This is a genomic window from Leptospiraceae bacterium (genome assembly GCA_025059995.1).
Classification (GTDB): domain Bacteria; phylum Spirochaetota; class Leptospiria; order Leptospirales; family Leptonemataceae; genus SKYB61.
On sequence record JANXCF010000003.1, the window covers coordinates 390,455 to 413,710 of the forward strand.

The 23,256-nt window shown below is 33.4% G+C and carries 22 protein-coding genes; 7 read left to right on the forward strand and 15 right to left on the reverse strand.

Annotation, left to right across the window (positions count from 1 at the left end):
- Window positions 1–471 precede the first annotated feature (471 nt).
- Complete coding sequence (locus NZ853_06395; GenBank protein ID MCS7205309.1) at window positions 472–1,644, forward strand: FIST C-terminal domain-containing protein; 1,173 nt, start codon at window positions 472–474, stop codon at window positions 1,642–1,644.
- Entirely contained in the window at window positions 1,641–3,020 is a 1,380-nt protein-coding gene (locus tag NZ853_06400) for a GGDEF and EAL domain-containing protein (GenBank protein ID MCS7205310.1), read from the forward strand. Before NZ853_06395 ends, NZ853_06400 begins: the two co-directional genes overlap by 4 nt.
- On the opposite strand, the gene NZ853_06405 is transcribed toward NZ853_06400, so the two are convergent.
- The 6 genes from NZ853_06405 to NZ853_06430 form a co-directional block, all read right to left on the reverse strand.
- Complete coding sequence (locus NZ853_06405; GenBank protein MCS7205311.1) at window positions 3,013–3,846, reverse strand: inositol monophosphatase; 834 nt, start codon at window positions 3,844–3,846, stop codon at window positions 3,013–3,015. The genes NZ853_06400 and NZ853_06405 overlap by 8 nt on opposite strands.
- Window positions 3,847–3,923: 77 nt before the next feature.
- Window positions 3,924–4,565 carry a hypothetical protein gene (locus tag NZ853_06410; protein ID MCS7205312.1) on the reverse strand — a complete coding sequence of 214 codons (642 nt, stop codon included), beginning with the start codon at window positions 4,563–4,565 and terminating at the stop codon, window positions 3,924–3,926.
- A gap of 2 nt (window positions 4,566–4,567) precedes the next feature.
- A complete protein-coding gene (locus NZ853_06415; protein MCS7205313.1) occupies window positions 4,568–5,593 on the reverse strand; it encodes a hypothetical protein in 1,026 nt (341 codons plus the stop codon).
- 66 nt (window positions 5,594–5,659) lie between these two features.
- Window positions 5,660–6,538 carry an MBL fold metallo-hydrolase gene (locus tag NZ853_06420; protein MCS7205314.1) on the reverse strand — a complete coding sequence of 293 codons (879 nt, stop codon included), beginning with the start codon at window positions 6,536–6,538 and terminating at the stop codon, window positions 5,660–5,662.
- 1 nt (window position 6,539) lies between these two features.
- Window positions 6,540–7,961 carry an insulinase family protein gene (locus tag NZ853_06425; GenBank protein ID MCS7205315.1) on the reverse strand — a complete coding sequence of 474 codons (1,422 nt, stop codon included), beginning with the start codon at window positions 7,959–7,961 and terminating at the stop codon, window positions 6,540–6,542.
- Window positions 7,962–8,005: 44 nt separating this feature from the next.
- Window positions 8,006–9,547, reverse strand: coding sequence for an insulinase family protein (locus tag NZ853_06430; GenBank protein MCS7205316.1), 1,542 nt, complete (start codon window positions 9,545–9,547; stop codon window positions 8,006–8,008).
- A gap of 247 nt (window positions 9,548–9,794) precedes the next feature.
- Here NZ853_06430 and NZ853_06435 point away from each other — a divergent pair, with 247 nt between their 5' ends.
- The 3 genes from NZ853_06435 to NZ853_06445 are packed head-to-tail and all read left to right on the forward strand — an operon-like array spanning window position 9,795 to window position 12,008.
- The gene (locus NZ853_06435) at window positions 9,795–10,256 is read left to right on the forward strand and encodes a protein-disulfide reductase DsbD family protein (protein ID MCS7205317.1); all 462 of its coding nucleotides are present in this window, start codon (window positions 9,795–9,797) and stop codon (window positions 10,254–10,256) included.
- 2 nt (window positions 10,257–10,258) lie between these two features.
- Window positions 10,259–11,590 carry a thioredoxin family protein gene (locus NZ853_06440; protein MCS7205318.1) on the forward strand — a complete coding sequence of 444 codons (1,332 nt, stop codon included), beginning with the start codon at window positions 10,259–10,261 and terminating at the stop codon, window positions 11,588–11,590.
- A gap of 4 nt (window positions 11,591–11,594) precedes the next feature.
- Window positions 11,595–12,008 carry an OsmC family protein gene (locus NZ853_06445; protein ID MCS7205319.1) on the forward strand — a complete coding sequence of 138 codons (414 nt, stop codon included), beginning with the start codon at window positions 11,595–11,597 and terminating at the stop codon, window positions 12,006–12,008.
- Here NZ853_06445 and NZ853_06450 read toward each other — a convergent pair.
- On the reverse strand, window positions 12,000–14,561 hold the full coding sequence (locus NZ853_06450; GenBank protein ID MCS7205320.1) for an EAL domain-containing protein: 2,562 nt from the start codon (window positions 14,559–14,561) through the stop codon (window positions 12,000–12,002). The genes NZ853_06445 and NZ853_06450 overlap by 9 nt on opposite strands.
- 113 nt (window positions 14,562–14,674) lie before the next feature.
- Between NZ853_06450 and NZ853_06455 the strand changes: the two genes are divergently transcribed.
- Window positions 14,675–15,043 (forward strand): rhodanese-like domain-containing protein, encoded by a 369-nt coding sequence (locus NZ853_06455; GenBank protein ID MCS7205321.1) that lies wholly within the window; start codon window positions 14,675–14,677, stop codon window positions 15,041–15,043.
- On the opposite strand, the gene rpoN is transcribed toward NZ853_06455, so the two are convergent.
- Genes rpoN through NZ853_06495 form a run of 8 tightly spaced genes read right to left on the reverse strand, consistent with a single transcriptional unit; the run spans window position 15,044 to window position 21,409 of the window.
- Window positions 15,044–16,393 (reverse strand): RNA polymerase factor sigma-54, encoded by a 1,350-nt coding sequence (gene rpoN / locus NZ853_06460; GenBank protein ID MCS7205322.1) that lies wholly within the window; start codon window positions 16,391–16,393, stop codon window positions 15,044–15,046.
- Window positions 16,390–17,097, reverse strand: a complete 708-nt coding sequence (gene lptB, locus NZ853_06465; protein MCS7205323.1) for an LPS export ABC transporter ATP-binding protein — start codon at window positions 17,095–17,097, stop codon at window positions 16,390–16,392. Before lptB ends, rpoN begins: the two co-directional genes overlap by 4 nt.
- Window positions 17,098–17,130: 33 nt before the next feature.
- Window positions 17,131–18,510, reverse strand: a complete 1,380-nt coding sequence (locus NZ853_06470) for an LptA/OstA family protein (protein ID MCS7205324.1) — start codon at window positions 18,508–18,510, stop codon at window positions 17,131–17,133.
- Window positions 18,507–19,028 (reverse strand): LPS export ABC transporter periplasmic protein LptC, encoded by a 522-nt coding sequence (lptC, locus tag NZ853_06475; protein MCS7205325.1) that lies wholly within the window; start codon window positions 19,026–19,028, stop codon window positions 18,507–18,509. Before lptC ends, NZ853_06470 begins: the two co-directional genes overlap by 4 nt.
- 16 nt (window positions 19,029–19,044) lie before the next feature.
- Window positions 19,045–19,908, reverse strand: coding sequence for a 3-deoxy-8-phosphooctulonate synthase (gene kdsA / locus NZ853_06480; GenBank protein ID MCS7205326.1), 864 nt, complete (start codon window positions 19,906–19,908; stop codon window positions 19,045–19,047).
- Between the two features lies 1 nt (window position 19,909).
- Window positions 19,910–20,194, reverse strand: coding sequence for a phosphoribosyl-ATP diphosphatase (locus tag NZ853_06485; protein ID MCS7205327.1), 285 nt, complete (start codon window positions 20,192–20,194; stop codon window positions 19,910–19,912).
- Between the two features lie 11 nt (window positions 20,195–20,205).
- Window positions 20,206–20,967 carry an imidazole glycerol phosphate synthase subunit HisF gene (gene hisF, locus NZ853_06490; GenBank protein MCS7205328.1) on the reverse strand — a complete coding sequence of 254 codons (762 nt, stop codon included), beginning with the start codon at window positions 20,965–20,967 and terminating at the stop codon, window positions 20,206–20,208.
- 43 nt (window positions 20,968–21,010) lie between these two features.
- Window positions 21,011–21,409, reverse strand: coding sequence for a hypothetical protein (locus NZ853_06495; GenBank protein MCS7205329.1), 399 nt, complete (start codon window positions 21,407–21,409; stop codon window positions 21,011–21,013).
- Between the two features lie 285 nt (window positions 21,410–21,694).
- Between NZ853_06495 and NZ853_06500 the strand changes: the two genes are divergently transcribed.
- On the forward strand, window positions 21,695–23,248 hold the full coding sequence (locus tag NZ853_06500; protein ID MCS7205330.1) for a (Fe-S)-binding protein: 1,554 nt from the start codon (window positions 21,695–21,697) through the stop codon (window positions 23,246–23,248).
- Window positions 23,249–23,256 lie beyond the last annotated feature (8 nt).

Sequence of the window (23,256 nt, forward strand, 5' to 3'; positions counted from 1 at the left end):
AATCTATTTCTGAAAAACCCGATTGTAAATACTTGAACTTGCTAATATAGTAAATATTGCAATCAACACATTCCAGTCATTTTTCAATAAAAAGGTTGATAAAAATATTGGAGTAATCAAATTCAAAGCCAGATAATAAATCCAAAAGAAAAAAATGAGTTTATAGTCTTTATATTCCTGCTTTTGAAAAATTAACAAAAGGTAATATTGATAAAAATAAAGAAGTCCTTTTTGTTTTATCTCCAAATCCAATAATGAATTTTGAAAAATTTTTTTGATAAAAAAGCCTCCAATCAAAAGGAATACTATAAGAATTATAGATAAAACCAAAAAAACTATATTCATAAAAAATGAAATTTTTCACTCATGGGTGAAAGTCAATACGAAAGGTGATCATATTTACAACATCATATGGTATTTCATTCCTCTTTTTCAATTGACTAATTTCCAAAATATCGTATAATTTTGTCAATGTTAGTTTCCACTTTTTTGAAAAAAGAAATTTCAGATTTGATAGAAGAAATCAGAAATATCAAAAAAGAATTTGAACCAGATTTATATATCTTTTTTTTTCCTTCTTTTTTCTATACTAATAGCTTGAACCAAGAACTTTTAAAAGATGTTGTATACCCTTCAAAATGTGTATCTGTTTCTACTATTGCTGCGATGAAGGATAATCAATTAGAATATGATCACTTTGGAGGTGTAGCGATAAAGTTTGAGCGAAAAGGTTTTGTAGATTTCTTTGCTGTGAACAAATTGAAAAACAAAAATCTAAAAAGCCTTAAAAACGAAGTTCTTTCTTTTCTAAAAGAAGATCCAAATTCGACTTACTTGATTTTTTCTACAGAATCGAATTTAGAAATCAATCATCTGCTAAATTTGATATTTAAGAAGAATTCATACCCAAAAGTAAGGTTATATGGTGGAGTAGCATCATCAAACTTGGTTAATTTATTTACTTTTATCTCATTCAATGGAGCAATTATAACCGATGGTTTTGTAATTATTAAGTTAGGAAACGTAATTTCTTATAATACTCTTTCTTTTGGTTTTATATCTATAGGTCGAACCTATCAAATCTCAAAAGCAAAAAAAAACTTGATTTATCTAATTGAAGAGGAACCTGCAAAAATCTTTATCCAAAGACTTTTAAAAGACACTGGAATTGAAATCAAAGATTTAGATGATAAAGAAAAAGTTAAATTCTTATGGGAATTTCCTTTTTTGTTAATAGATAAAAGAAAAGGTTATGTCACATCCATCAGAACACTAAAAAGGATAAACGAAGATGCTTTAGAATTTTATGGATTAGTCGAAGAAAATTCTCTTATAAAACTATCTATTGGAGATAGCGAAGATATCCTCAACGATGTAAACACAAGAGCGATTGAATTACAAAGTATAATTACAAACCAAAAACGAAATCCTGAATGGATTTTGAATATTAGTTGTGCTGCGAGAAATTTGGTTCTTTCTGATGAACAGATGGAACAAGAAGAACAAAGAACTTACTATGATGTTTTAAAAGATTATAAACTTGTAGGATTTTTGAGCTTTGGGGAAATCGGACCTGATCGATTCGGAAATCCAGGCGAATTTTTTAATGAAACATCCATATTAGTTGGTTTCGAAGAAATATGAAATTCAAAATCAAAGAACGTATTTTAAAAAACTTATTGTTAGAATTAACTAATAGTTATGAACAATTACAACTTGATTTTCATTCCTTGAAGAATCAATGCAAAGAACAAATATATAGAGATCATTTAACTGGCTTATTGAATTATGATGGCTTTATGAAAGAATTAAAACGAATTCATCAAGAAAGTCTGATTGAAAATCAAAGATACGGAATTATAATTTACGATATTGATGATTTTAGATTTATCAACAGTTATTATGGACCAGATGTTGGTCATATACTTCTTATTTCATTAGCTGAGTACATGAAGAGTATCATCCCCTTCAATGGAATCGTGGCACGAATAGGAAACAACAAAGGAGGGATTATCATCCCAAACACAAATCCAAAAGAATTGTTAAAGATTTCTTACGAATTAAAACAAAAATTAGAAAATTATGATTTCCGATTAGGTGATACTGTTTTGAATTTTACTTTATCTGGTGGGGTCTCGATTTCTGATTATAATAAAAGTCATAAACAAATTTTAGATGAAAGCATGAATGCTTTATTAGAAGCAAAAGCCAGTGAAAAAGGTTCCATTAAATTCTTTGATGAAACAATCCAAAAAAAATTAGATCGACTAAACTCAGGAAAAGAATTAATTCTAAAAATCCTTTCAAATGAGGGTTTTATCCAACTTTATGTTCATCCCATCTTGAGCTGCAGAGATTTTAGTATTATTGGTGGAGAGATATTGCTTCGCTTAATTGTCGGTGATAAAATTTATAGTCCTAATACGTTTTTAGAATCTGCAATCTACTTTGGCTTAATCGATAAACTTGAAGAAAAGGTTTTATCAATCATTTCAAACCTAAAACTTCCTCTAAAAAATCAAATCTATTTATTTGTAAATAAGTTCCTCAGAAAAGAAGAAAAAATAGAAACCTTACATAATCAACTTTTAATGGTAGAGAATTTCCTAAAAAATAATAATGCTAAATTTGTTGTTGAAATAACTGAAAATTCCCTTTTTGAAAATTATAATCTAATAAAAAACATAATGGATTACAATAAAAATCTTGTGGAACTTGCAATTGATGATTTTGGAAGTGGCTATACATCTTTAAAACACTTATATGAGCTCAATTTTTCATTTTTAAAGATCGATGGAAGTTTGACCAAAAACATTCATACAAACCAAAAAGCTTTAAGTATCCTAAAGGGTATTAATGAAATAGCTCGTTCCTTGCAACTAAAAGTTATCGTAGAACACATAGAAAATAAAGAACAAGTTGAACTTTGCAAAGAATTAAATATCGATTATCTTCAAGGCTATTATTTCTACCAACCCATGAAAATTGAATCTTTCGTTGACTTGGTGAATGTTAATTGAAATCTCCCTGTTTGATATTTTTTAAAGCATTCAATATATCCTGATGTATCAAACCATTAGAAGCAACGATATTATCCAACTGAATATGATAGGGATTGCCCAAAGTATCTGTGATCTTTCCCCCTGCTTCTCGTAAAATCACATAACCAGCACAAGTATCCCATGGCTTGAGGTTTCTTTCCCACATGCCATCAATCCTACCCTCAGCTGTCCAACAAAGATCCAAAACTGCTGAACCTGATTTTCTTATACCTGTTCCTGCTGAAATCATGGCTGATAAATCTGAGACCAACTGATGTAAAATCTCTTTACGATTAAATGGTATACCTGAAGATACCAAAGCAATATCTAACGAAGGTGTAGTAGAAACAGAAATTCTCAGATTATTCTTATATGCACCTTCACCATAAATAGCATGATAGGTTTCTTTCAAAGTAGGAATATAGACTATCCCAGCTACGGGAGTATCTCGAAATGTTAAACCTATAGACATACAAAATAAAGGGTTATTATGGATAAAATTTCTTGAACCATCTAAAGCATCAATCCACCAACTAAAATCCCCATCATTTCGTATTTCTCCTTTGATTTCTGAAATTATTCGGTCTTTTTTGAACTTTTTAGTAATCACCTCAAGTAGGGGCAATTCAGCCTCTTTGTCAGCTCTTTTGATTAGCTCTTGAAAACTATCTAAGATTTTTCCTTTAGAAATGTCTTGTTGAAATGCTAAAAGAGATTCACTAATTTTCGGAATGAAATTCAAGACATAAAATACTCGATCGTAAATTTCATTGATGGGAAATTCAATAATTCCTGTTTCTTGCATACGATTTCCTTTTGATCCTTCTGTTGTTTGATTTTTTTATTTTTTTTATAAGAAGTACAAAAATGAAAAAGCAAAACTTAGGACAAATGAAAAAAATTATTTAACAAATCATCATTAATGGATTTTTTAAAATCTTCAACTTTTATATCATTGTTCAATATTTTTTTGAAGTTTAGATTGAAATCCTTTAATTCTTCTTCAGTTAGTTCTTCTATTCTAATCGTTAAAGGTTCACTTTTTTCCAAATACAAACTTTTCATATATTCTGAAAGAAGCTCCAAAACCTCCCAAATCCTCTTGTATAAGACTTCATAAATAAAAGCTTGATACAACTTTCCTGAGACTTGGCTATACGTGGAAGCAAGAGAGAATAAAGATGCCGGTTCTTTAATTTGAAGAGAAATAAACAAAGGAGTTTGACTTTTTGATTGACTCATTTCCTTTGTCAATTGGAACATTTTGTATTCCGCATTTACTTTTGCATAAAAAACCAATATAGATTTTTGTCCTAACTTATGATGATGCTTCATAACCAAGTGTTTGATTTCATCTAAATCTCTTATGTAGGGTTGTATTTGTTTGATGTATTGATTATCCGTATAACGTGCTAAATAACCAGCCAAGTAGACTTTTACATCATTTTTAAAAGGTGGATGATATTTTTGAAACAATTTCTCCATCCTCACTAAATGAATACGAAAAGTTTCTTTCCAACTCATACTTACTGCATGGGATAATTCAATCTTTTGTAGATATAGGCTGGAAGTTCTTGTGTTTGGTATTCCAAAGTCCAATTTTCCATAGTTTGTTTTTTCAAAACAAGATCCCTGTAGATATCGATGGCTAAATCTTTTCTTCCTTTTTCCCAATAGTGATCTCCCAAAACCATCATAACTTCTAAGTTATTTGGGAATCTTGATTTAAGAAATTTTAAAACTTCTATTCCTTTGTTCGATTGAGTTTTTAGAAGAACTTTCGCATACTCTAACAAGAAAGCATCATAGTTATCTAAACCTATTGACTCCCAGGCACTTGTCCATACTTTGTAATTATCGAATTCTCTGAGGTTAACCTCATCGGCATGTATATAATAAAAAATCCACTGAGTAGTCAATATCGCCACAGATTCTAAGATTTGCAATCTTTTTTGGAATGACTCACTTTTTGTCTTGGCAACACTTTCATCTAACAATGAAGAAAGATTTTCTACATTGATATACTGATAAGCAAAAGGTATGGGTATTAAATGGTTATCTTTGATTTTATTTTTTTCTCCCTTCATAGCCATCTCAATACTTTGATTGATGTATAGTTGAAAATCATCAAAGGATTGAACTTCAATGAATTTCAGTCTTTGATTTGAATATTCGTATTTGAGAGTCCATTTCTGATTGCTTAAGGGTTTTTTATATGTAATAAAAATTAGGTTTTCTTTGCAAGAGAACTGTAAATCCTCTAAAGATGGTTGATCCTTGATTTGTTCCACTAAAAAACTCTCTTGATTTCTTAAATAAATCCCTTTATTCGAATCAATCTTTAGCTCAATCAAATTATCTTCTATCCAACATTGTAAGACTTTACTTTGAGATATCGAGCTCTTTTCCCTTTTTTCGGTCTCAATCACTTGTATTGACTCTTTCAAGCTACCATCATTAGCTAACATTCTTGCATGGCTAAACATCACCGATGAAGAAAGAAGCAAAAAAATTGTAAATTTTTTACTCCCACTCAGGCTAGTGTCAATCATGTTTTAAGCTATTTTATTTATTTTTCACGCTTTGGCAATAATTTTTTAACAATAGATATATCCTCTTTATAAGTTAATGATAATATCAGAATACTCTATCTCAGTTTTCTTTTTCGTCAAAAAGGGTGTGGTTATCTCATAAAGCCATTTAGGAAGTAAACGCTTTAATGTATCAAGGATCTCTTGATTGGTATATCTTGGAGAAAAGTGCATTAGGTATAGTTTTTCAACATTACGAAAATACTCTGCATTTTCGATAATCTCGAATAGATGGATATGCCCCCATCTTCGAGCTCTCTCGACATTACGCTTTTCACAAATATACGTGCATTCTAAAAATAATATCTTTGAGTTTTGCACAACCTCGTTATTTAATACAAATTCAATCTTAGTATCTCCTGAAAAAGTAATCACAGGTTCCCATTTTGTTTCTATAATATCTGGATTTGTCTTTTTTAGTTCGGCAATTTCGTGCCCTGGAAGTCCAATGAACTCTTTTTTTAGTTTTTGTTTTTTCTCGAAAATCACATATCCATGACTGGGAATTCGATGATAACTGGGAATAGCTTGAAAGTAATAATTCCCCTGCAAAGGATAGAGTTGATCATATTGAATTTTGATTAATTTGTATCGGGATTCATATTGTTCAATTTCATTCCAAAGCTTGAGGATTTGATCCAATGGTTCATAAATCTGGGGTGGCACGTAAATCTCAGGAGGTTCTAATTTGCGCAAACTTCGCTGAGAAACTAAATATGCAACCCCTGAAGAATGATCCAAATGCCCATGAGTAAGCAAGATTTTATTATAATCAGTAAGCTGAGGTGAACCAATTCCTGTATCAAACATTAGTTTGAATCTTGGAATAGCTACGGTTGTATGTAGTCCCCCTTCTGTATTCCCAACAAAAACAAAGTCTCTATATCGATATACGGATAATTTCATTCTATAAAGGCTGGTCCGGATCAAAAATTAAGACCTTTCTGTTAAATTTTTTTAATTCTTTTTCCAAGCTTCTCGGTCCTACGACCACAATCCATAACTGATTTGCTGTTATATAGCTTTGAAAATCCTGAATGATTTCTTTTTTTGTAATACTTCTGATCTTTGAAGGAAACAACACAAGATAATTCTCTGGTGTTTGATAAATTCTTTCTAAAACAATTGAGCGAAGAATTCTCGTTGGGTTTGAGAACTCAAAAACATGAGAGTTGATCAGAGCTTCTTTGGTGATTTCGACATCTTCATCACTCACGTACAGATGAAAATTCTCAATCAAATCCAACATGATTTTGAGGGACTCAGGAGCTTGATTCACATTGGTTCCTGTTGATGAGGTAAATCGTCCTTCCTCATGAAAAAACCTGATATGAGAATATGCATAATAGGCTAATCCTCTTTTCACCCGTATCTCCCTCATCATTTTCGAAACAAACGAACCTCCCCCTAAAATGTAATTTGATGATCTTAATGAAAAGTTTTTAGGATCGTTATAAGATGGCACTTTTGTCCCTAAAACAATCACCGCTTGGGGAACATTTTTTTCAATCAAAAGAATAGTATTTTTCAAATCCTGCCTTCCAAGCTTTGGTTTATTTTCTTTATGAAGAACAAAAGGATTTTGGATCTCTCCCATTTCTTCACTCAAAGATGATATCATTTCTTCATAAGGTATTCCTTCTAAATCTCCATCAATCGTAACATGCATTCTTCGAGTTTTAAGGATTTTTTGGTATGCGTGAATCAAATCTCTCTTTTGAACCTTATCGATTTCTTCTGGAGAAATACTTTCAAAAACTTTTCTTGGATGTTCAAAGAGTTCTTTGATTTTTCTACTGGCAATTTGCTCGGGTTTGTCGTTTCGTCTTTTGAGATTGTCTTTAAATTTGAGTTTCGTAGTATGAAGCCTTTCTTCCGAAAACTCAGGCTTTAAAAGAATCTCTTTTAGAATGCTAAAAGCTTTTTGAAAGTTATCTTTCAACACGTACATTTCTACAAGAATTATTTCTTGATGCAAAGAAATCTGAAACTCAACCCCGAGCTCTGCTAAAGCTTCAGAAATTTCTTCTGGACCTTTGCCGTTTGCACCACCATTTTCCCAAACTTCAACCAAGATAGGCAAAAGAGCTGGTTCATCATGGGGTTGGCTTTCTATGCCTCCTTCGAAGAGAATGTTCAAATTCACAATAGGAAGTGTAGGATCATGATAAACATACAAAAACTCATGTTCAGAAATACGTTTCTCTTTGATTTTGGGAATAGTAAAGTTAAGTTCTTTGAAGGTTAATCCTTCTAATATACTATTTTTTCTTTTCAAAAGGCTCAAAGGATTCTCGTTTGAAAGAAAATTTTCACTCTGAATTTTCATAGGCACACCTAACAACAAAATGAAACAAAAAACTTTTAACATTTTCATTTTTTTGGAATGAGAACTGCTCTGGACATTTTTTCAAAAGAAAGATAATTTCTTATTACTTCTTGCACATCTTTGACGCTGATATTTTCTATCTGATTGTAATAATCAAAAATCAGATGGTAATCCCCATAAACCAATTCCGAATAAGTAAGTATCTCTGCCAAATATGAATTGGATCGCATTTGTTTGATAAAGTTAGTCAAATATAGTTGTTTGACTCGTTCTAATTCTTTTTCATCCAAACCATGCTCTTGGATGTTTTGAAGCTCCCTTAATATTCCATCCTGCACACGTTGATAAAGATTGAGGAGTTCTTCTTCATCTTGTGGATTTTTTAAAAGACTCAGATTTGGATAAACAAACATCAAAAACAAGTTCTCGTAGCGTTCTCCAGGATAAGAAGTATAGACTTGAATTTGAGTAGCTAATTGCTCCTTTTGGATGATTGTTTTTTCGAGTCGAGTGTCGGGTCTTCCTACCAAGACATCTGCCAATATCCCCAAAACCAAATCTTCTTTTTGAGGAAAATTAGGTTTTAACCAAGCCAAAAGAAGAATGGGAGAACCTTCTTTATTTATTTTTAGAACCACTTTTCGATTTTGATGAAGAATAGAAGTAGGAATGCTTCTTTTCATTGGTTCTTTGGGATTTTCCCAATCCCCAAAGTATTTCTTTAGGATTTGAATTGCTTCTTCTTCATCAAAATTTCCCACCATGCCAATCACGGTATTTTCTGGTCGATAGAAATTTTTATAATATTCTTCAGCTTGTTCCACTTTGAAAGTAATGATATTTTCCATCCTTCCAATAGTGGGAAAACCATAAGGATGACCTTGATAAATGGCTTCCAGGAGCTTTTCCATAGTGAAACTTATGGGGTTGTTTTCGACCCGCATCATGCGTTCTTCTGCCACCACATTACGTTCAGTGTAGAATTCACGAAAAACCGAGTTTTTTACTCGATCTGATTCTAACTTTGCCCAGAGCTCAATCTTATTAGAAGGAAGTTCTATTTGATAATTCGTAACATCTTTGCTTGTATAGGCATTATAGCCTCGCTGACCATGTATTGAATAAATAATGGAATCTTCTTCTGAGATTTGGAATTTTTTGACTTCGTTTTCGATCAAAGAAATTCGTCTTTCTAAGTTTTGTATCTTTTTTTCTAATTCTTGCAGCTTTTCTTTTGAATGAACTTGATTTTGCTTGAGTTGTGCTTTGTAGTCATCCAAACGATGATACCAGCGATTCAAAACATCCAAGTATTTTTTTTCTCGTTCATAATCGATGGTTCCCACTATTTTCGTTCCCTTAAACAACATGTGCTCCAACATGTGAGCGATACCAGCATTGGATTCGGTCTCATCAGAAGAACCAGCCAGAATTTTCCAATACAATGCCACAGTGGGATTCGAACCATTTTGCATCAATATTACCCTTAAGCCATTATCAAGGGTGATTTTTTTGATTCTTTGCTTAACTGAAATAAATAGGTCCTTGTTTTTTGTTTCTTTTAAAGTTTGTATCGATTGCAACATAGGATTAGCCCAAATATCCTTCAAAATAACAAACAACCAAAGACAAAAAAAAACAAGATTGTATTTTATCATCTCAAATTGTCAAAAAATCAAACCAAAAACTCAAAGACAATTCAATTTTTCAAAGAAACCAAATAAACAAGTCATTCGATAGACAATAGGGGTATGTGGTATTTTGAATAACAAAAACAATTGACGTAGAAGTTTGTCTTTCTATTTTATGAAAATAAGGCAAGAGGGTGAACTTATGAGAAAAGATCTGACTTCGATTTTGCTTTTTCTGTTCGCATTTTTTATTCAAGCGTGTAAACCCAAAGAAGAAACCAAACCTACAGGAATCCCTGAGCCAAAAATCATAGTGCAAACCTCTCAAAACCAAATCAAATTTTCCATAGAAATTCCTAAAGATCACCATGCCTATTTGGACTCCGGAAAAGAGAATTCTTTGATTCCCATTCAATTCGACTGGAAAGACATGATCCAAAATCAAATCCTTCCGAAAGAACCCAGGATGATAGCCAAACCTCTCGGAGTTTATGACAAAGAATACGAAGCTACAGTCCTAAGAGGACAGGGTGAATTTCTATTTGAATTACCTGAAGGGGTATCCGAAAACATCAAGGGGCAGAAAGTTTACATCAAAATACAAATCTGTAACGAAGTTACTGGAATTTGTTATCGTCCTAAAATTTATCCCGTTGCATTATAATTATGGATTGGCTTGATTCGTTTTTTCAAAACATACAAGTTTCCATACATCAGCCGGTTTTTACGGTGAGTGTTTTTTTTGTTGCTGGAGTTTTAAGTTCCTTGTTTCCTTGCTATTATCCCTTGATTCCCATTACCATTGGTTTTCTCCAAAAAAGAAAAGCAAAGTATGTTTGGACCCATCCTTTCGTGTATTGGCTTGGATCTTTGTTTATTTACCTTTCGTTGGGGATTTTGTCTGCAACCACAGGCTTAATCCTATCAAAGATACTCCAGAATGGATGGGTAGTATTAGGAATGGGGCTTTTGTTTTTGTATTTGAGCTATGCCATCATCGATTTTGTGCAATTAGAACCAAGATTTTTTCGAAAATTCGAAGAAAAAACGAAATCTTATAACTCTCTTTTCTTCACGTTTTTGATGGGGATTTTTTCGGGGCTTGCTGCTTCGGCCTGTGTTTCACCTGCTTTAGTAAGTGTACTTTTGTTTGTGGTTCAAACATCATCACAACTAGAAAAAGATCTAACCTCATTACTCTTTGGGATTCTCACAACCACTTCTTATGGTGCTGGGCTTGGTCTTCCCTTTTTTCTTTCTGGGATATTGGGGGCGAAACTTCCCAAATCAGGCTCTTGGATGGAACTTACGAAAAAGTTTTTCTTCGTTGTGATATTTCTTTTAGCGTTATATCAAATCCAAAAAGGACTTTTGGTCTTCAAGATCGAAGAAACTTTCACATATCTTCTTTTGCTCATCATCACCATTGGTAGTGCTTTGTTATATCTATTTATGAAAAACATCATAAAAGACATCTTCCAGCTTCGTAAACTCTATGTTTATACTTCTCTTATTTTTATTGGGGTTTTCTTGTTTTTTTCTGTGCAAATATACGGAGAAAAAATCAAAAGCACTCCTCATGCCTCGATAGAAACTCTTTATCAGCAAAACTATGGCAAATACGAATACAAAAAAAATCTAACTATTTATCGGAGTCTCCAAGAGGCTTTAAATGAAGCTCAAAAACAAGATAAATTGATTTTTATTGATTTTTATGCTGATTGGTGCACCAATTGTGTGGAATTCGCTAAGATGATGGAAGATGATGAAAATTTAAACACACTCTTACAAAAAGCGATTGTTTTGAAAATCTACGATACTGACCCGATTTTTGAGTATTTTGCTCAGCAAAAGGGCTATGAAGAACTCCAAATTGGTTTACCCTTCTTTGCCATCATAGATAAAAATCAAAAATTAGTCTATAAAACCACATACTACAAAGACATAGGAAACTTCAAAAAAGTTATAGAAAATTACGAACAACGAAAAAATCCGTAAAATTATGGAACCCCTCAAAGCGAAACTCACTTGGATACAAAACATGGAAATGGAATCCGAAACTCGCGGGATAAAAGTCAAATTGGATGCTCGACCCGAAGCAGGTGGAGAAAACAAAGGACAAGCCCCCAAGGAAATGGTATTAAGCGGACTTTGTGGTTGCACTGCTATGGATGTGATCGCCATTTTGAAAAAAATGCGTTCTTTACCCGAATACTTTTCCGTTGAAGCAGAAGCAGAACAAACCGACACTCACCCTAAAGTCTTTAAAAAAATACGACTCAAATACATAGCCAAAGGCGTTGACAAAGAAAAATTAGAAAAAGCTGTAAAACTATCCCAAGAACAATATTGCGGTGTTTCGGAAATGCTAAGAAAGACTGCTGAAATCACCTACGAAATACAATTGTTAGATTAGATTAATTTTAGTTTCACCAATGTAGTTGCCTTGCAAATAATCAATGTCAAGTCGATTTACCGCTTCATAAATAGAAGAGTTCTCTACATATTCTGCTATGGTTTTGATATTCAAAATCTTCGACATTTTAATTACGCTTTCAATAAAAACTTTGTCAACATCATTATTAACCATGGTTCGAATAAAGTTTCCTTCGATCTTGATAAAATCTAAAGGAATTTCTTTGATATAGAGATAGCTGGAAAAACCACTTCCAAAATCATCAATAGCAAAGCGAACTTTGAATCTTTTTAATTCTGTGATAAACTCACGAAGTTTGTCTAAATCTTTGATAGCTTCTCGTTCTGTGATTTCGAAAACGATTTTTGATGCATCATAAGGACGAATGATCTCTTTTATCGTCTGTAAGTATTCTGGCACCAATAATGATTTCGGGGAAATATTTAAAAAGAATTCATAGGGTAAAGATAAATACTTCTTTGCTATCTGTTCTAACAAAATCAAATCCAATTCATAAATAAGCCCTAAGTTCTCTGCAATGGGAATGAATTGATTGGCAGTATAAATTTGCCCTTCATCTTGCAATCTCATTAAGACTTCATAGCCTATGACTTTCCTACTATTTTTGTCCACGATGGGTTGAAATACGGGAAAAACGTTTTGTTTTTGATGTTTAACAGTATGAAATAGTATCTTTGTAATATGTCTTCTTCTAGTTTGTACATCGTCTGAAATAGAAGTGGTTAAAAACTTATATCGGTTCTTTCCTTCTTCTTTAGCTTTGAACATGATTTCGTCAGCTATAATAAATAATTCTTTTGCTGTATAGCCATTATCAGGAAAAATCGAAATTCCAATTGATACTTGTAGTGTGATTGTTTCTTGGGACCCGATAGTTCCAACAGGATAAGCAAATTTACTTAATCTATCATAAAATCTCTTCATAATAGATTCCAAAAAATCCTTACTAACATAAGGTAAAATTACCACAAATTCATCGCCACCATAACGAGCTACGATATCTTCTTTACGAAATGTTTCTCGTATCAACTTCGCCAATTCTTTTAATACTTTATCTCCTACTTCATGTCCATAAGTATCATTAACATACTTAAAATTATCAACATCAATCATTAGCAATCCGAAAGGATAGTTATGGCGTTTGGCTCTTTCTACTTCGTAGTTCAAAAGATCCCAAAAAACCCTTTGATTATAAAGTTCCGTTAATGGATCTCTTGTGGCATAATACTCTAATTCTTTTGTATAGATATTGATGGCTTTAATAGAACCAATGATATTGATCATGGTAGCAAGTAAGCTTTCAACAGCTAACTTTTTGATTTCATCTTCTTGGAAAGATAGATCAATTCCAATCCCAACAATACCACCCACCAAAGGTCGATCAATCAATAGAGATTTCGTGATTGTCACTAAATCTGAAAGTTTTAAATCCTTTATTTCTATTCTTTTTTGATAGGGTAATTCTTCATAAGAAAAAAAGATTTTCATTTGTTCGTTAAAGATCGTAGATTTATTTGCAATTTGCAATTTTATATTTTTTTCTATTTCTTTTTTTACTTCATCATCAGGTTGCATGAAGTTAAATTTATGAAATACATACACTATAAGGTGTGTTTCTGATTCCTTAAAGACTACGTAGAAAAAATAAAAATTGATAATCGAACTTATATTCACCAAAATCTTTTTTACATAATCAACCCAATCCTTTATCGCATCGGAGGTAATAATGAACTTTTCTAAGATCTGCATTTCCGTTATTAAAATCTCTCTATCAATTGAAATTGACCGAATTTTATTTAAAATCCTGATAAACTCATTTTTGAGTAAATTCAGCTCTACGAAAAAAAGATTCAAGGATACGAGTTTTTTTGTTGGAACGTCTGAAAGAGTACGTATGTCTTTAGCAATTCTTTTTAAGTTCTGAATCCCCCTTTGAATGAAATAAACAATCAACAACGAAACAAACAAAGAACCTATAACAGGAATAGATAAAAGATAAAAGAAAGTCTGATTCATTTGATTTTTAAATTCATTTAATTTCTCTGAGACATCATTCTCAACAATTACAATTCCTAATACGTCATCAGGCTTTACTCTATGGCATTGTAAACAAGTGGCTTCAGCTTTTAAGGGTTTGGCAAAATAAAAAGTGTCGTCATTGTTTTTGATGACTTCGTTTTTTTCTTTTAATACACTTTTAATGAGTTCTTCTCTTTCTTTGGATGGTCCGAAATCAAAGGAGATTGTTCCAAATTGCTCATCTACCAAGGATGAACGATAAATAAAAATTTTTTCTTTCGAGGTTAGATTTTTTTGCTTAAGGTTATGTAAAAAATTGATGAGCTCTTCTTTGGTCCAACCTCGACTCATGATTTGATACATTGAATCAAAGGTCCGTAAAGAAATTTGTCTTAGATATTCAGCTTGTTGTTCCTGATAAAAGTTCTCAAAAATATGAACTATACTCACATATAACAAGATAAAGACAACAATCGCACTTACAACACCCACTGAAACAATAAAATAGGACAATCTCAAATTCAAACGCATAGCTCTTTTTTAACTATTTTCGATTAAATCCTTAATACCTATAATGCAAATACAAATTCACTTGACTATATATTTTTCATTAAGATTAAGAGAACATGAAAACAAACCAATTTTTAAGACTACTTATTATTTTTTTCGCTACTTCTTTGTTTTCACAAAACATAGATACAAATTTAAAAACCGAAATTCAAAAACTCCTCCAACTTGGGGCTATTGTGATTGATGTAAGAACCCCCGAGGAATATCAAGTCGCTCATTACAAAGGCTCTCTGAATATTCCCTATGATGTGATAGAAACAAAAATCAATGAGCTATCAAAATACAAAGATAAACCCATCATTCTCTATTGTAGAAGTGGAAGAAGGTCTGGCATTGCAAAATCCATTTTAGAAAGACATGGTTTTAAAAAAGTCATCAATGGAGTCAATTTAAGTAATTTCCCCGAAAGTAATGTGGTTAGATAATTAGATTTTCACTCTTTGATTCGCTGGAGGAAGATTTAATTCTTTTCGGTATTTTGTGACGGTTCTTCGGGCAATTCTTATCCCTTTTCGAAGAAGTAGCTCGGCAATTTCTTTGTCTTTAAGTGGGATTTGTTTATCTTCATTTTGTATGATTTCTTTTATATACTCTTTTACTTTATCGACGCTGATGGGATGATCGCGATGAAGTTGCTTTAGCCCTCTCTTAAAGAACGATTTTAGTTCGAAGACCCCTTGTTTCGTATAAATGTATTTATTCGTTGTAACACGAGACACAGTCGATTCATGGATATTCAGTTTTTCTGCAATATCTTTTAATTTTAAAGGTCGAAGATTACTTCCTGTTAAAATGAATTCTTTTTGGTGTTCCACGATGGATTGGGCAACTTTTAGTAAAGTCTGATTTCGTTGTTCGATCGCATACATCAAAAATTGTGCTTGATGGAATTTCTTTCTTAACTCTTCTTTTTTTGATTTGTCGATCTGGGGGTCTTTTTGGAGTTGTTTATAGTATTCTTTTTGTAGTTCTATGTTTTGGTGAACCTTCTCGTTCAGAACCACATCCAATTTATAATCAATCACCTTTCCATCCTCAAAAATCGGCTCAGTAAACACATATACATCGGGTTCAATGTAAATGGTTTCGTCATTACTATATTCTCTTCCAGGGAAAGGATTTAATGTCCTCAGAAGGGAAAAAATTGCCTTTAATTTTTCATCACTATAACCTGTTTTTTGTTTGATGGTATTGAAGTCTTGGTTTTCTATTTCAGCTCTGAAATTTTGAAGTAAATAGATCGCTTCTTTTGCCTCTGGAACATTTCTTTGTTCCAATTGGAAAATCATCGATTCAAAAAAATCAAGAGCTCCACAACCTACAGGATCCAAAGAAGCAATTTTCTTTCGAAGTTGGAGTATCTCTTCTGAATTTAGCCCTAAGTGTGATAAAATCGATTCAGGATTAATCGTCAAAAATCCATTTTTATCTAATGAGGTAATCAAAATCCTTGCAGCTTCTTCTTCTTTTTCTGAGAGTTTGAGTTCGTTGAGTTGAGAAAGCAAATGAGAATACAAAGAAACTCCTTTTGCGGCTATATTCTCAATGGCTTTGTATTTTTTTTCCGTCGCTTCGTAATCGATAAAGCTATCAAAAAACCTCGGGATGTAGTTTCTTTTTTTTACTTTTAGAAATGGGTTGGTTTTTGCTTCTTCTTCTAATCTCTGTAAAAGTTCCTCTTGAGAGTATAGTAAAAGTTCAATGGATTGTTTGAGGGTTTGGGTTAAGATTAATTTTTGGATTTGTTTTTGTTCTAATCTTTGTCGAAGACTCATAAAGTAAAATCCTCTCCTAAATATATGGCTTTGATTTGAGGGTCATTGATCAATTCTTGAGGCTTTCCTGATTTCAGGATTTGCCCCGCATAGAGGATATATGATCGATCGGTGATTTTTAGGGTTTCTCGCACATTATGATCTGTGATAAGAATACCTAAACCCCGCTCCTTGAGATGAAAAATCAAATTTTGAATATCCTTTACAGCAAGGGGATCTACACCAGCAAAGGGTTCATCCAACAAAATAAAATTTGGATTGGTCGAAAGAGCTCGTGCAATCTCACATCTTCGTCTTTCTCCCCCTGATAAAGTATAACCTTTTTGATTCTGAACCTTCTCGAGGTGAAGTTCTTCAATGAGTTCATCCGTTTTCTTTTTGATGTAGTTTCGATCCTTCGTCCACATTTCTAATACAGCTTCAATGTTTTCCCGAACTGTAAGTTTTCTAAAGATTGATGGTTCCTGCGCTAAATAGCCAATGCCTTCTCGAGCTCTTTTATACATGGGAAGGTCTGTTATATCTTGTTCGTTGATATAAACACGTCCCGAGTCAGGTTTGATCAACCCAACCACCATATAAAAGGTAGTGGTTTTTCCGGCACCATTGGGACCAAGAAGTCCTACAATCTCTCTTTGTTGAATAAAGAAAGAGACTTCATCGACCACTTTTCTTCGATGATAAATTTTCACTAATTTTTCCATTCGTAAGATTTTTTCGTTTTCAATCCCCATAGTTCAATCAATCTTTATTTTTAATTCCCTTTCAAACTTGATTTCATCTTTATATACATAAATCACTTTGGATTGAAGTTCAGAGTCTTTTCTTTTTAAGATGGGATTTCCTAACATGATGAGTTTTTCTTCTTCTTCGTGATACTCAGCAAACTCCGAAAAAGCCTCTTCTTCTTTTCGTTTAAAGTGAACGTTCCCTTTGGCAACAAGACGTTTTTTTTCGATGTCGTATTCTATCTCTTGAGCATGTAATTCATCTTTGATGGTTTTCATGTCTTCTTCGTAGCGAATTAGTTTGGGTTTATTTCGAAGCATCAAGAGTTTCTTTTCCAAATCATAAAGCATATAGTTTGCTTCTAAAGAAAAACGTTCTTTTTTGTCTTCGATCAAAACTCTTTTTTGGGACTCGATCCTCTGGATGTTTCTTCCGTATAAAAGAAATTCTTCACCCAACAAAGACTTGGTTTTAGAAACCATTCGTACGTTTCCTTGAATGATTCCTTGTGGTTGATTTTCTTTTGACTTTAAAAAATACTCAATGGCATCTGCCTGAATGAGCATGATTTCTTTTTCTTCTTCTGAGTTTTCTTGTTTTTGATTTTTTTCGTTTGGTTTTTTTTCTGTTTGAGGAGTTTCTAATTTCGTAAGACCAAAAGGATTTTTATCAATAATGATTTTTTGTTCTTCGCTCAAAAAACGAATCTCATCCGAAGTAAAATAAAAATCTTCAGAAATCAACACTGGCTTTTCCCGAATAAAAAATGTTTTCTGATCATCATAATAAACTCCTTCTCCACTAAATAACACCCAATCATCCCCATAAAAATATACATATTCTTTGAATCGGATTGTCTTTTCTGCAAAATTTCGATAGATTTCTTTTGTGGCAACTTTGATGGTTTCTTTTCCACTTTTTAGCTCTAAGTAGGGAGATTGAGAAATACTCACGTACTCTTCATTTCGGTTATAAACACCTTTCGAAGCATATAAGTATATGCCTTGTTCTTTTTCGGATACCACCAATCTTCCTTCAATCACTGCATTTTGATCGGGATCGATTGTGATGATGGGTGCTTGGATGATGGCTTTTTCGTGCTGGATAGTGGCATTGCCTTTTAATTGAAGTTCATAATCTTCTTTGCCTTTCCATTGGATTTTTCTTCGTATCAGTTCCTCAGCATAATAATTTGTGATCACAAGTTTTCGTTTCTTGGTGGGTTCTTTTTTTTGTATCCAATTTCTGGGATCTCTTTCATCAAGAGTATCAAAACTCAAAGGAGCATAAGAATAGTCATTTTTTTTCCATTGGAGCTCTGGAAGCATCCTACAAGAACCTAAACTCCACGACACAAAAACCAACAAAAAAATAAAATAAACCTTCATTGAAGATAAAAACCTCTTGGTTTCCTACAAATCTGAAGTTCTTGTTTTTTGTCGTAGAGCATGCCCCCTTGGCATATAGTTTCTAAATTCTTTCTTTTGATTTTGACTTCTTGGTTTGACTCTAAGTGTTCTTTTTCGAAATGATATTCGAGAAAACTTCCTTCGATCTGGATTTCGTGATCTCTATAGAAAGCATTTCCTTCGATCAATAAATAATTTTTCGTATAATCCAAGACTGCTCGTTCTGATCTTGCTTCTGCTGGATGTGGTAAAAACTGAAGGAACTCAAACTCGTATAAAACGATTTTTTGATCTTTTGCTTCTTTTTCGTCTTGGTAAAGATAAGCTTCCTTGGCATTTAGTTTCCATTTTTTTTGACCAAAACCTTTGTATTCAATTCGCTCAAATTGGTAGATACGAACATTGGCAAAAGGTTCTCTTGTTTGTTCTTTCAAAACGGGATGCGAGTTCCTACAGTAAAAAAAAAGATAAAACAAAAAAAGAAAAACAAATTTCATAATTTCACTGGAATTTTCATTGGGGTGCTTGAGTTTTTACGAGTCGATCGAGGTCATAGAGATGCTTTAAGAGTTCTTCTGCTTGATCCAAAGGAAACTGTGTTGCTGAGTCGGACCATGCGTTTTGGGGATCAGGATGGATTTCCATGAAGATCCCTTCAATCCCAATCGATACGGCTGCTTTCAGTAAATAAGGAATCATCTCTCGATTCCCTCCACTTTGGGTTCCAAAACCTCCTGGCTGTTGGGTGCTGTGCGTTCCATCAAATACAACAGGCAAATCAAAACCTTGCATGATGGGAATTGAGCGAGGATCAAATACTAGATTGTTATAACCAAAGGATACGCCTCTTTCAGTGATGAGCATTTTTTGATTCCCCGTGCTATAAAATTTTTCTTTGATGGAAGAAACATCCCATGGTGCCAGAAACTGCCCTTTTTTGACATTTACCCATTTTTGGGTTTTTGCACACTCGACGATCAAATCCGTTTGTCTAGACAAAAAAGCCGGCACTTGCAAAACATCCACCACTTCTGCTACAATGGGAACTTGATGGGTTTCGTGCACATCCGTCAAAACTGGAAGTTGAAACTCTGTTTTGATCCATTGCAAAATTTTCAAACCTTCTTCTAAGCCGGGTCCTCTTTTGCTTGTGATGGATGTTCGATTAGCTTTATCAAAGCTGGATTTGAAAACATAAAAAATCCCCAATTTTTCCGTGATGGTTTTTAATTTCTCGGCAACTCTTGCTAAAACGTCTTTAGTTTCAATCACACAAGGACCAGCAATCAAAAAAAATGGGTGATGAGCTCCAATCTTTATGTCGAAAAATTCTCGTTCTCTTGTTGTATTGATTATCTTTATTTTTTGAGTTACCATATTATTTTTGCCTGTGTCTTCTTTTAAGTTCATTAATCACATCATCAATCAAAATATCTTTTTCTACTAAGATCACCAACAAATGAAACCATAAGTCCGCAACCTCGTGGATGATTTCTTTTTTGTCACCTGATTTTACGGCTAATAAAACCTCTCCAGCTTCTTCGATGATTTTCTTCAAGATCACATCTTCTCCTTCTTGAAATAGCCTTGCCGTATAAGAACCCTGAGGTAGTTCTTTTTTTCTTTTGATTAAGAATTCTTCTAATTCATATACAAATTCCATATAATACTCCTTTACAAACGAACCGGAATTTGGTGTTTTCTCATTTCTTCTTTTACTTCTTTTATTGTAAAGGTGCGAAAATGAAAAATGGAGGCAGCCAAGACAGCACTAGCCTTTCCTTGTAAAACAGCATCAACAAAATGATGGAGTTTTCCTGCACCTCCAGAGGCTATCACAGGAATGGTTGTAACTTCCACTACTTTTCTTAAAAGAGAAATATCATATCCATTTTGAGTTCCATCGGCATCCATACTGGTTAATAAAATTTCACCAGCACCATGTTCTTCGGCTTTTTTCGCCCATTCGATGGCAGAAGCTCCCGTAGGTGTTCTGCCTCCATTGAGGTAAACTTCGTAATCATTCATTTCGGGATTCCACTTCGCATCGATGGCACAAATCACACATTGACTACCAAAGATTTTCGCTGACTCGTATAACAAATTAGGATTGAGGAATGCTGCTGTATTGATTGAAACCTTATCAGCACCACCCATCAAGATATTTTCCACATCATCTACGTTGCGAATCCCACCCCCCACAGAAAAAGGAATGAAGATATGCTCAGCGATTTGTTCTACGAGATGTCGAACAATCTTTCTTTTTTCTACACTTGCTGTGATGTCTAAAAATGTAATTTCATCAGCTCCCTGATCCGCATAGAAAGTAGCATTCTCAACAGGATCACCCGCATCTACTAAATTTAAAAAATTCACTCCTTTTACTACCCGACCGTCTTTGATATCGAGACAGGGTATCACTCTCACAGCAAGCACATAACCAAAAAATTTTCATGTATTGATAGGTAATCAATTTTTTCTAAAACAACTCATACTGAGAATCTTTGATTTTGTAATAATGGTTCAAAGCAATGCAATTAAGAATTCTTCCATGAGAAGAAATAAAGTGCCTTGCAATACTCAAGTTGCCACCAACTTTTTTTATGTCAATAAAATCCAAGTCTCGGATTTTTCGGATCCGCTCTAAGATAAGGGCTTGAGAAAGTGAAACACCGGGAATTTTTGCCAGCTGCTCCACAGAACTCCTATTAATATCAACAGGATAAGAAGAAATCTCTCGAAAAGCCTGTAAAATTTTTGGCTCAAACTTGATCTGTCTTTTTACTTTCTCATAACTAAAAAGAAAGAAACATTCTAACCACGCAAATTGAGTATGATTTATCAAAAAATTTTTATCAATAGATTTTATAAATTCCATCAAATATTTAATCTCATATGAATTCAAACTTTTTTTATTTTCATTTATAAACAGAAATACATTGTTTAAAATTTTTAATTTGTGATTTTTCATAAATATAAAATTACTTTTCCCTAATAATTTGCAATCAAAAAACTATATGAATGTTTAGTAAAAAATTTCTTAATGTTTATCAAAAAATACAAATAAAGAGTTCAAATTTGATTGACAAAATTTAAACTTAAAAAATCTTAAATTATACCAATACCTACTAAAGGTATTTAAAGTATTCAATGGAGGAAGAGTATGTCGACACAAATCCAAGAACAAGAAAAAAATGAAAAACAAATTTTACAAAAGTTTGTGGATACATTGGACCACTGGCTTACAGGAGAAGATATAAGCCTTAACATATATGGCTGCGTTGAATGTAACCAATGCGGTGAGGCTTGTGCCTGGTATTTGGAGACTGGGGAAATGGACATGCATCCTAAGGTTCGCGCAGACTTCATTAGAAAAGTCTGGAAGCGATACAAAACTCCAATGGGTAAATTCTTGGGTTCCTTGGGTTTGATTGAATCCCCAACCGTTGACGATCTTCGCAAACATATGCATATTTATTGGGAATGCACCGTTTGTGGAAGATGCACATTGGCTTGTCCAATGAATATTTCAAACCGTGCACTGTATCGAGCAATGAGGGCTGCTTATACTGAGTCGGGATTAGCATTTGAAAACCCAACATTGAAAAGTATCTACGAAAATACAATTAAATATAGACACTCTTTTGGACTTACAAGAGAATATGTCTTTGCAAGACCAGGATTATTCTTAGGCTACGAAGGAGTAGAAGTTCCTGTTGATGTAAAAAATGTTGATTATTTCTTTGTATGCCCATCTGCTGGTAATACTCGTATTCCTGAGTATGGTGTGAAATTGATCAAAATTCTCAATGCCGCTGGAGTAAGCTACACAGTTTCTTCTAAAGTAGTAGATACAGGAACTGAAATTGATCATATTGTTGTTCATCATGAGCTTTCAAAAACAATGCTTGAGGAATGGGAACAAGCAGCTTTAGAAGCGAATGCTAAATATGTAGTAGTTGCAGAATGTGGTTGCGATGTGCGAACCATGTATGTCGAAGCGGAAAAAACCTTAGGAAGACCTTTTAAATTACCCATCATCTCCATTGATACCATCATTGAACAAGCTATCGATGAAGGAAAATTACCAGTGGAGCAAATCGATGAGTCAGTGACTTTCCATGATCCTTGCTATGTGACAAGACTTTCAGGACGTGGCGATGAATACCGAAGATTCTTACCAAAAGTAGTAAAAGACTTCCGAGAAATGACTCCTAACCGTGAAAACAACTACTGCTGCAATGGTGGTGCTGGTGGAATGAGACTACCTGAGAACACAGAAAAAAGAAGAAAGATTTCTCGCCTAAAGGCAGAACAAATCAAAAATACCGGTGCTGACTTAGTAACAACACCTTGTGCTGTCTGCTATTTGAATCTAAAAGATACAACTGAAGTCTACGGATTAGCTACACCAGAAAACCGAAAAGCAAGGATGCTATTCGAAATCGTCTACGATGCAATGATGAAAGCCCTTAAAAAACGTGGTGAGGAAGACCGAGTTCGCATTCCAGCAGTATTTAAAAACATGACACAAGAGGAAAGAATTAAGCATAGTTTGTCAGGAATGATGGAACTATTAATTAGAAGCCCAGAGTTTCCTCAAATGTTAGCAAAGCTCAAAGAGGATGCGAATGTGAAAAACTATGCAAGAGAGAATCCTGGCTTCTGGAAGTATTTTGAAAAAATCGAAAAAGAAGTTCTTGCATCAAAAAACTAATTCAATAG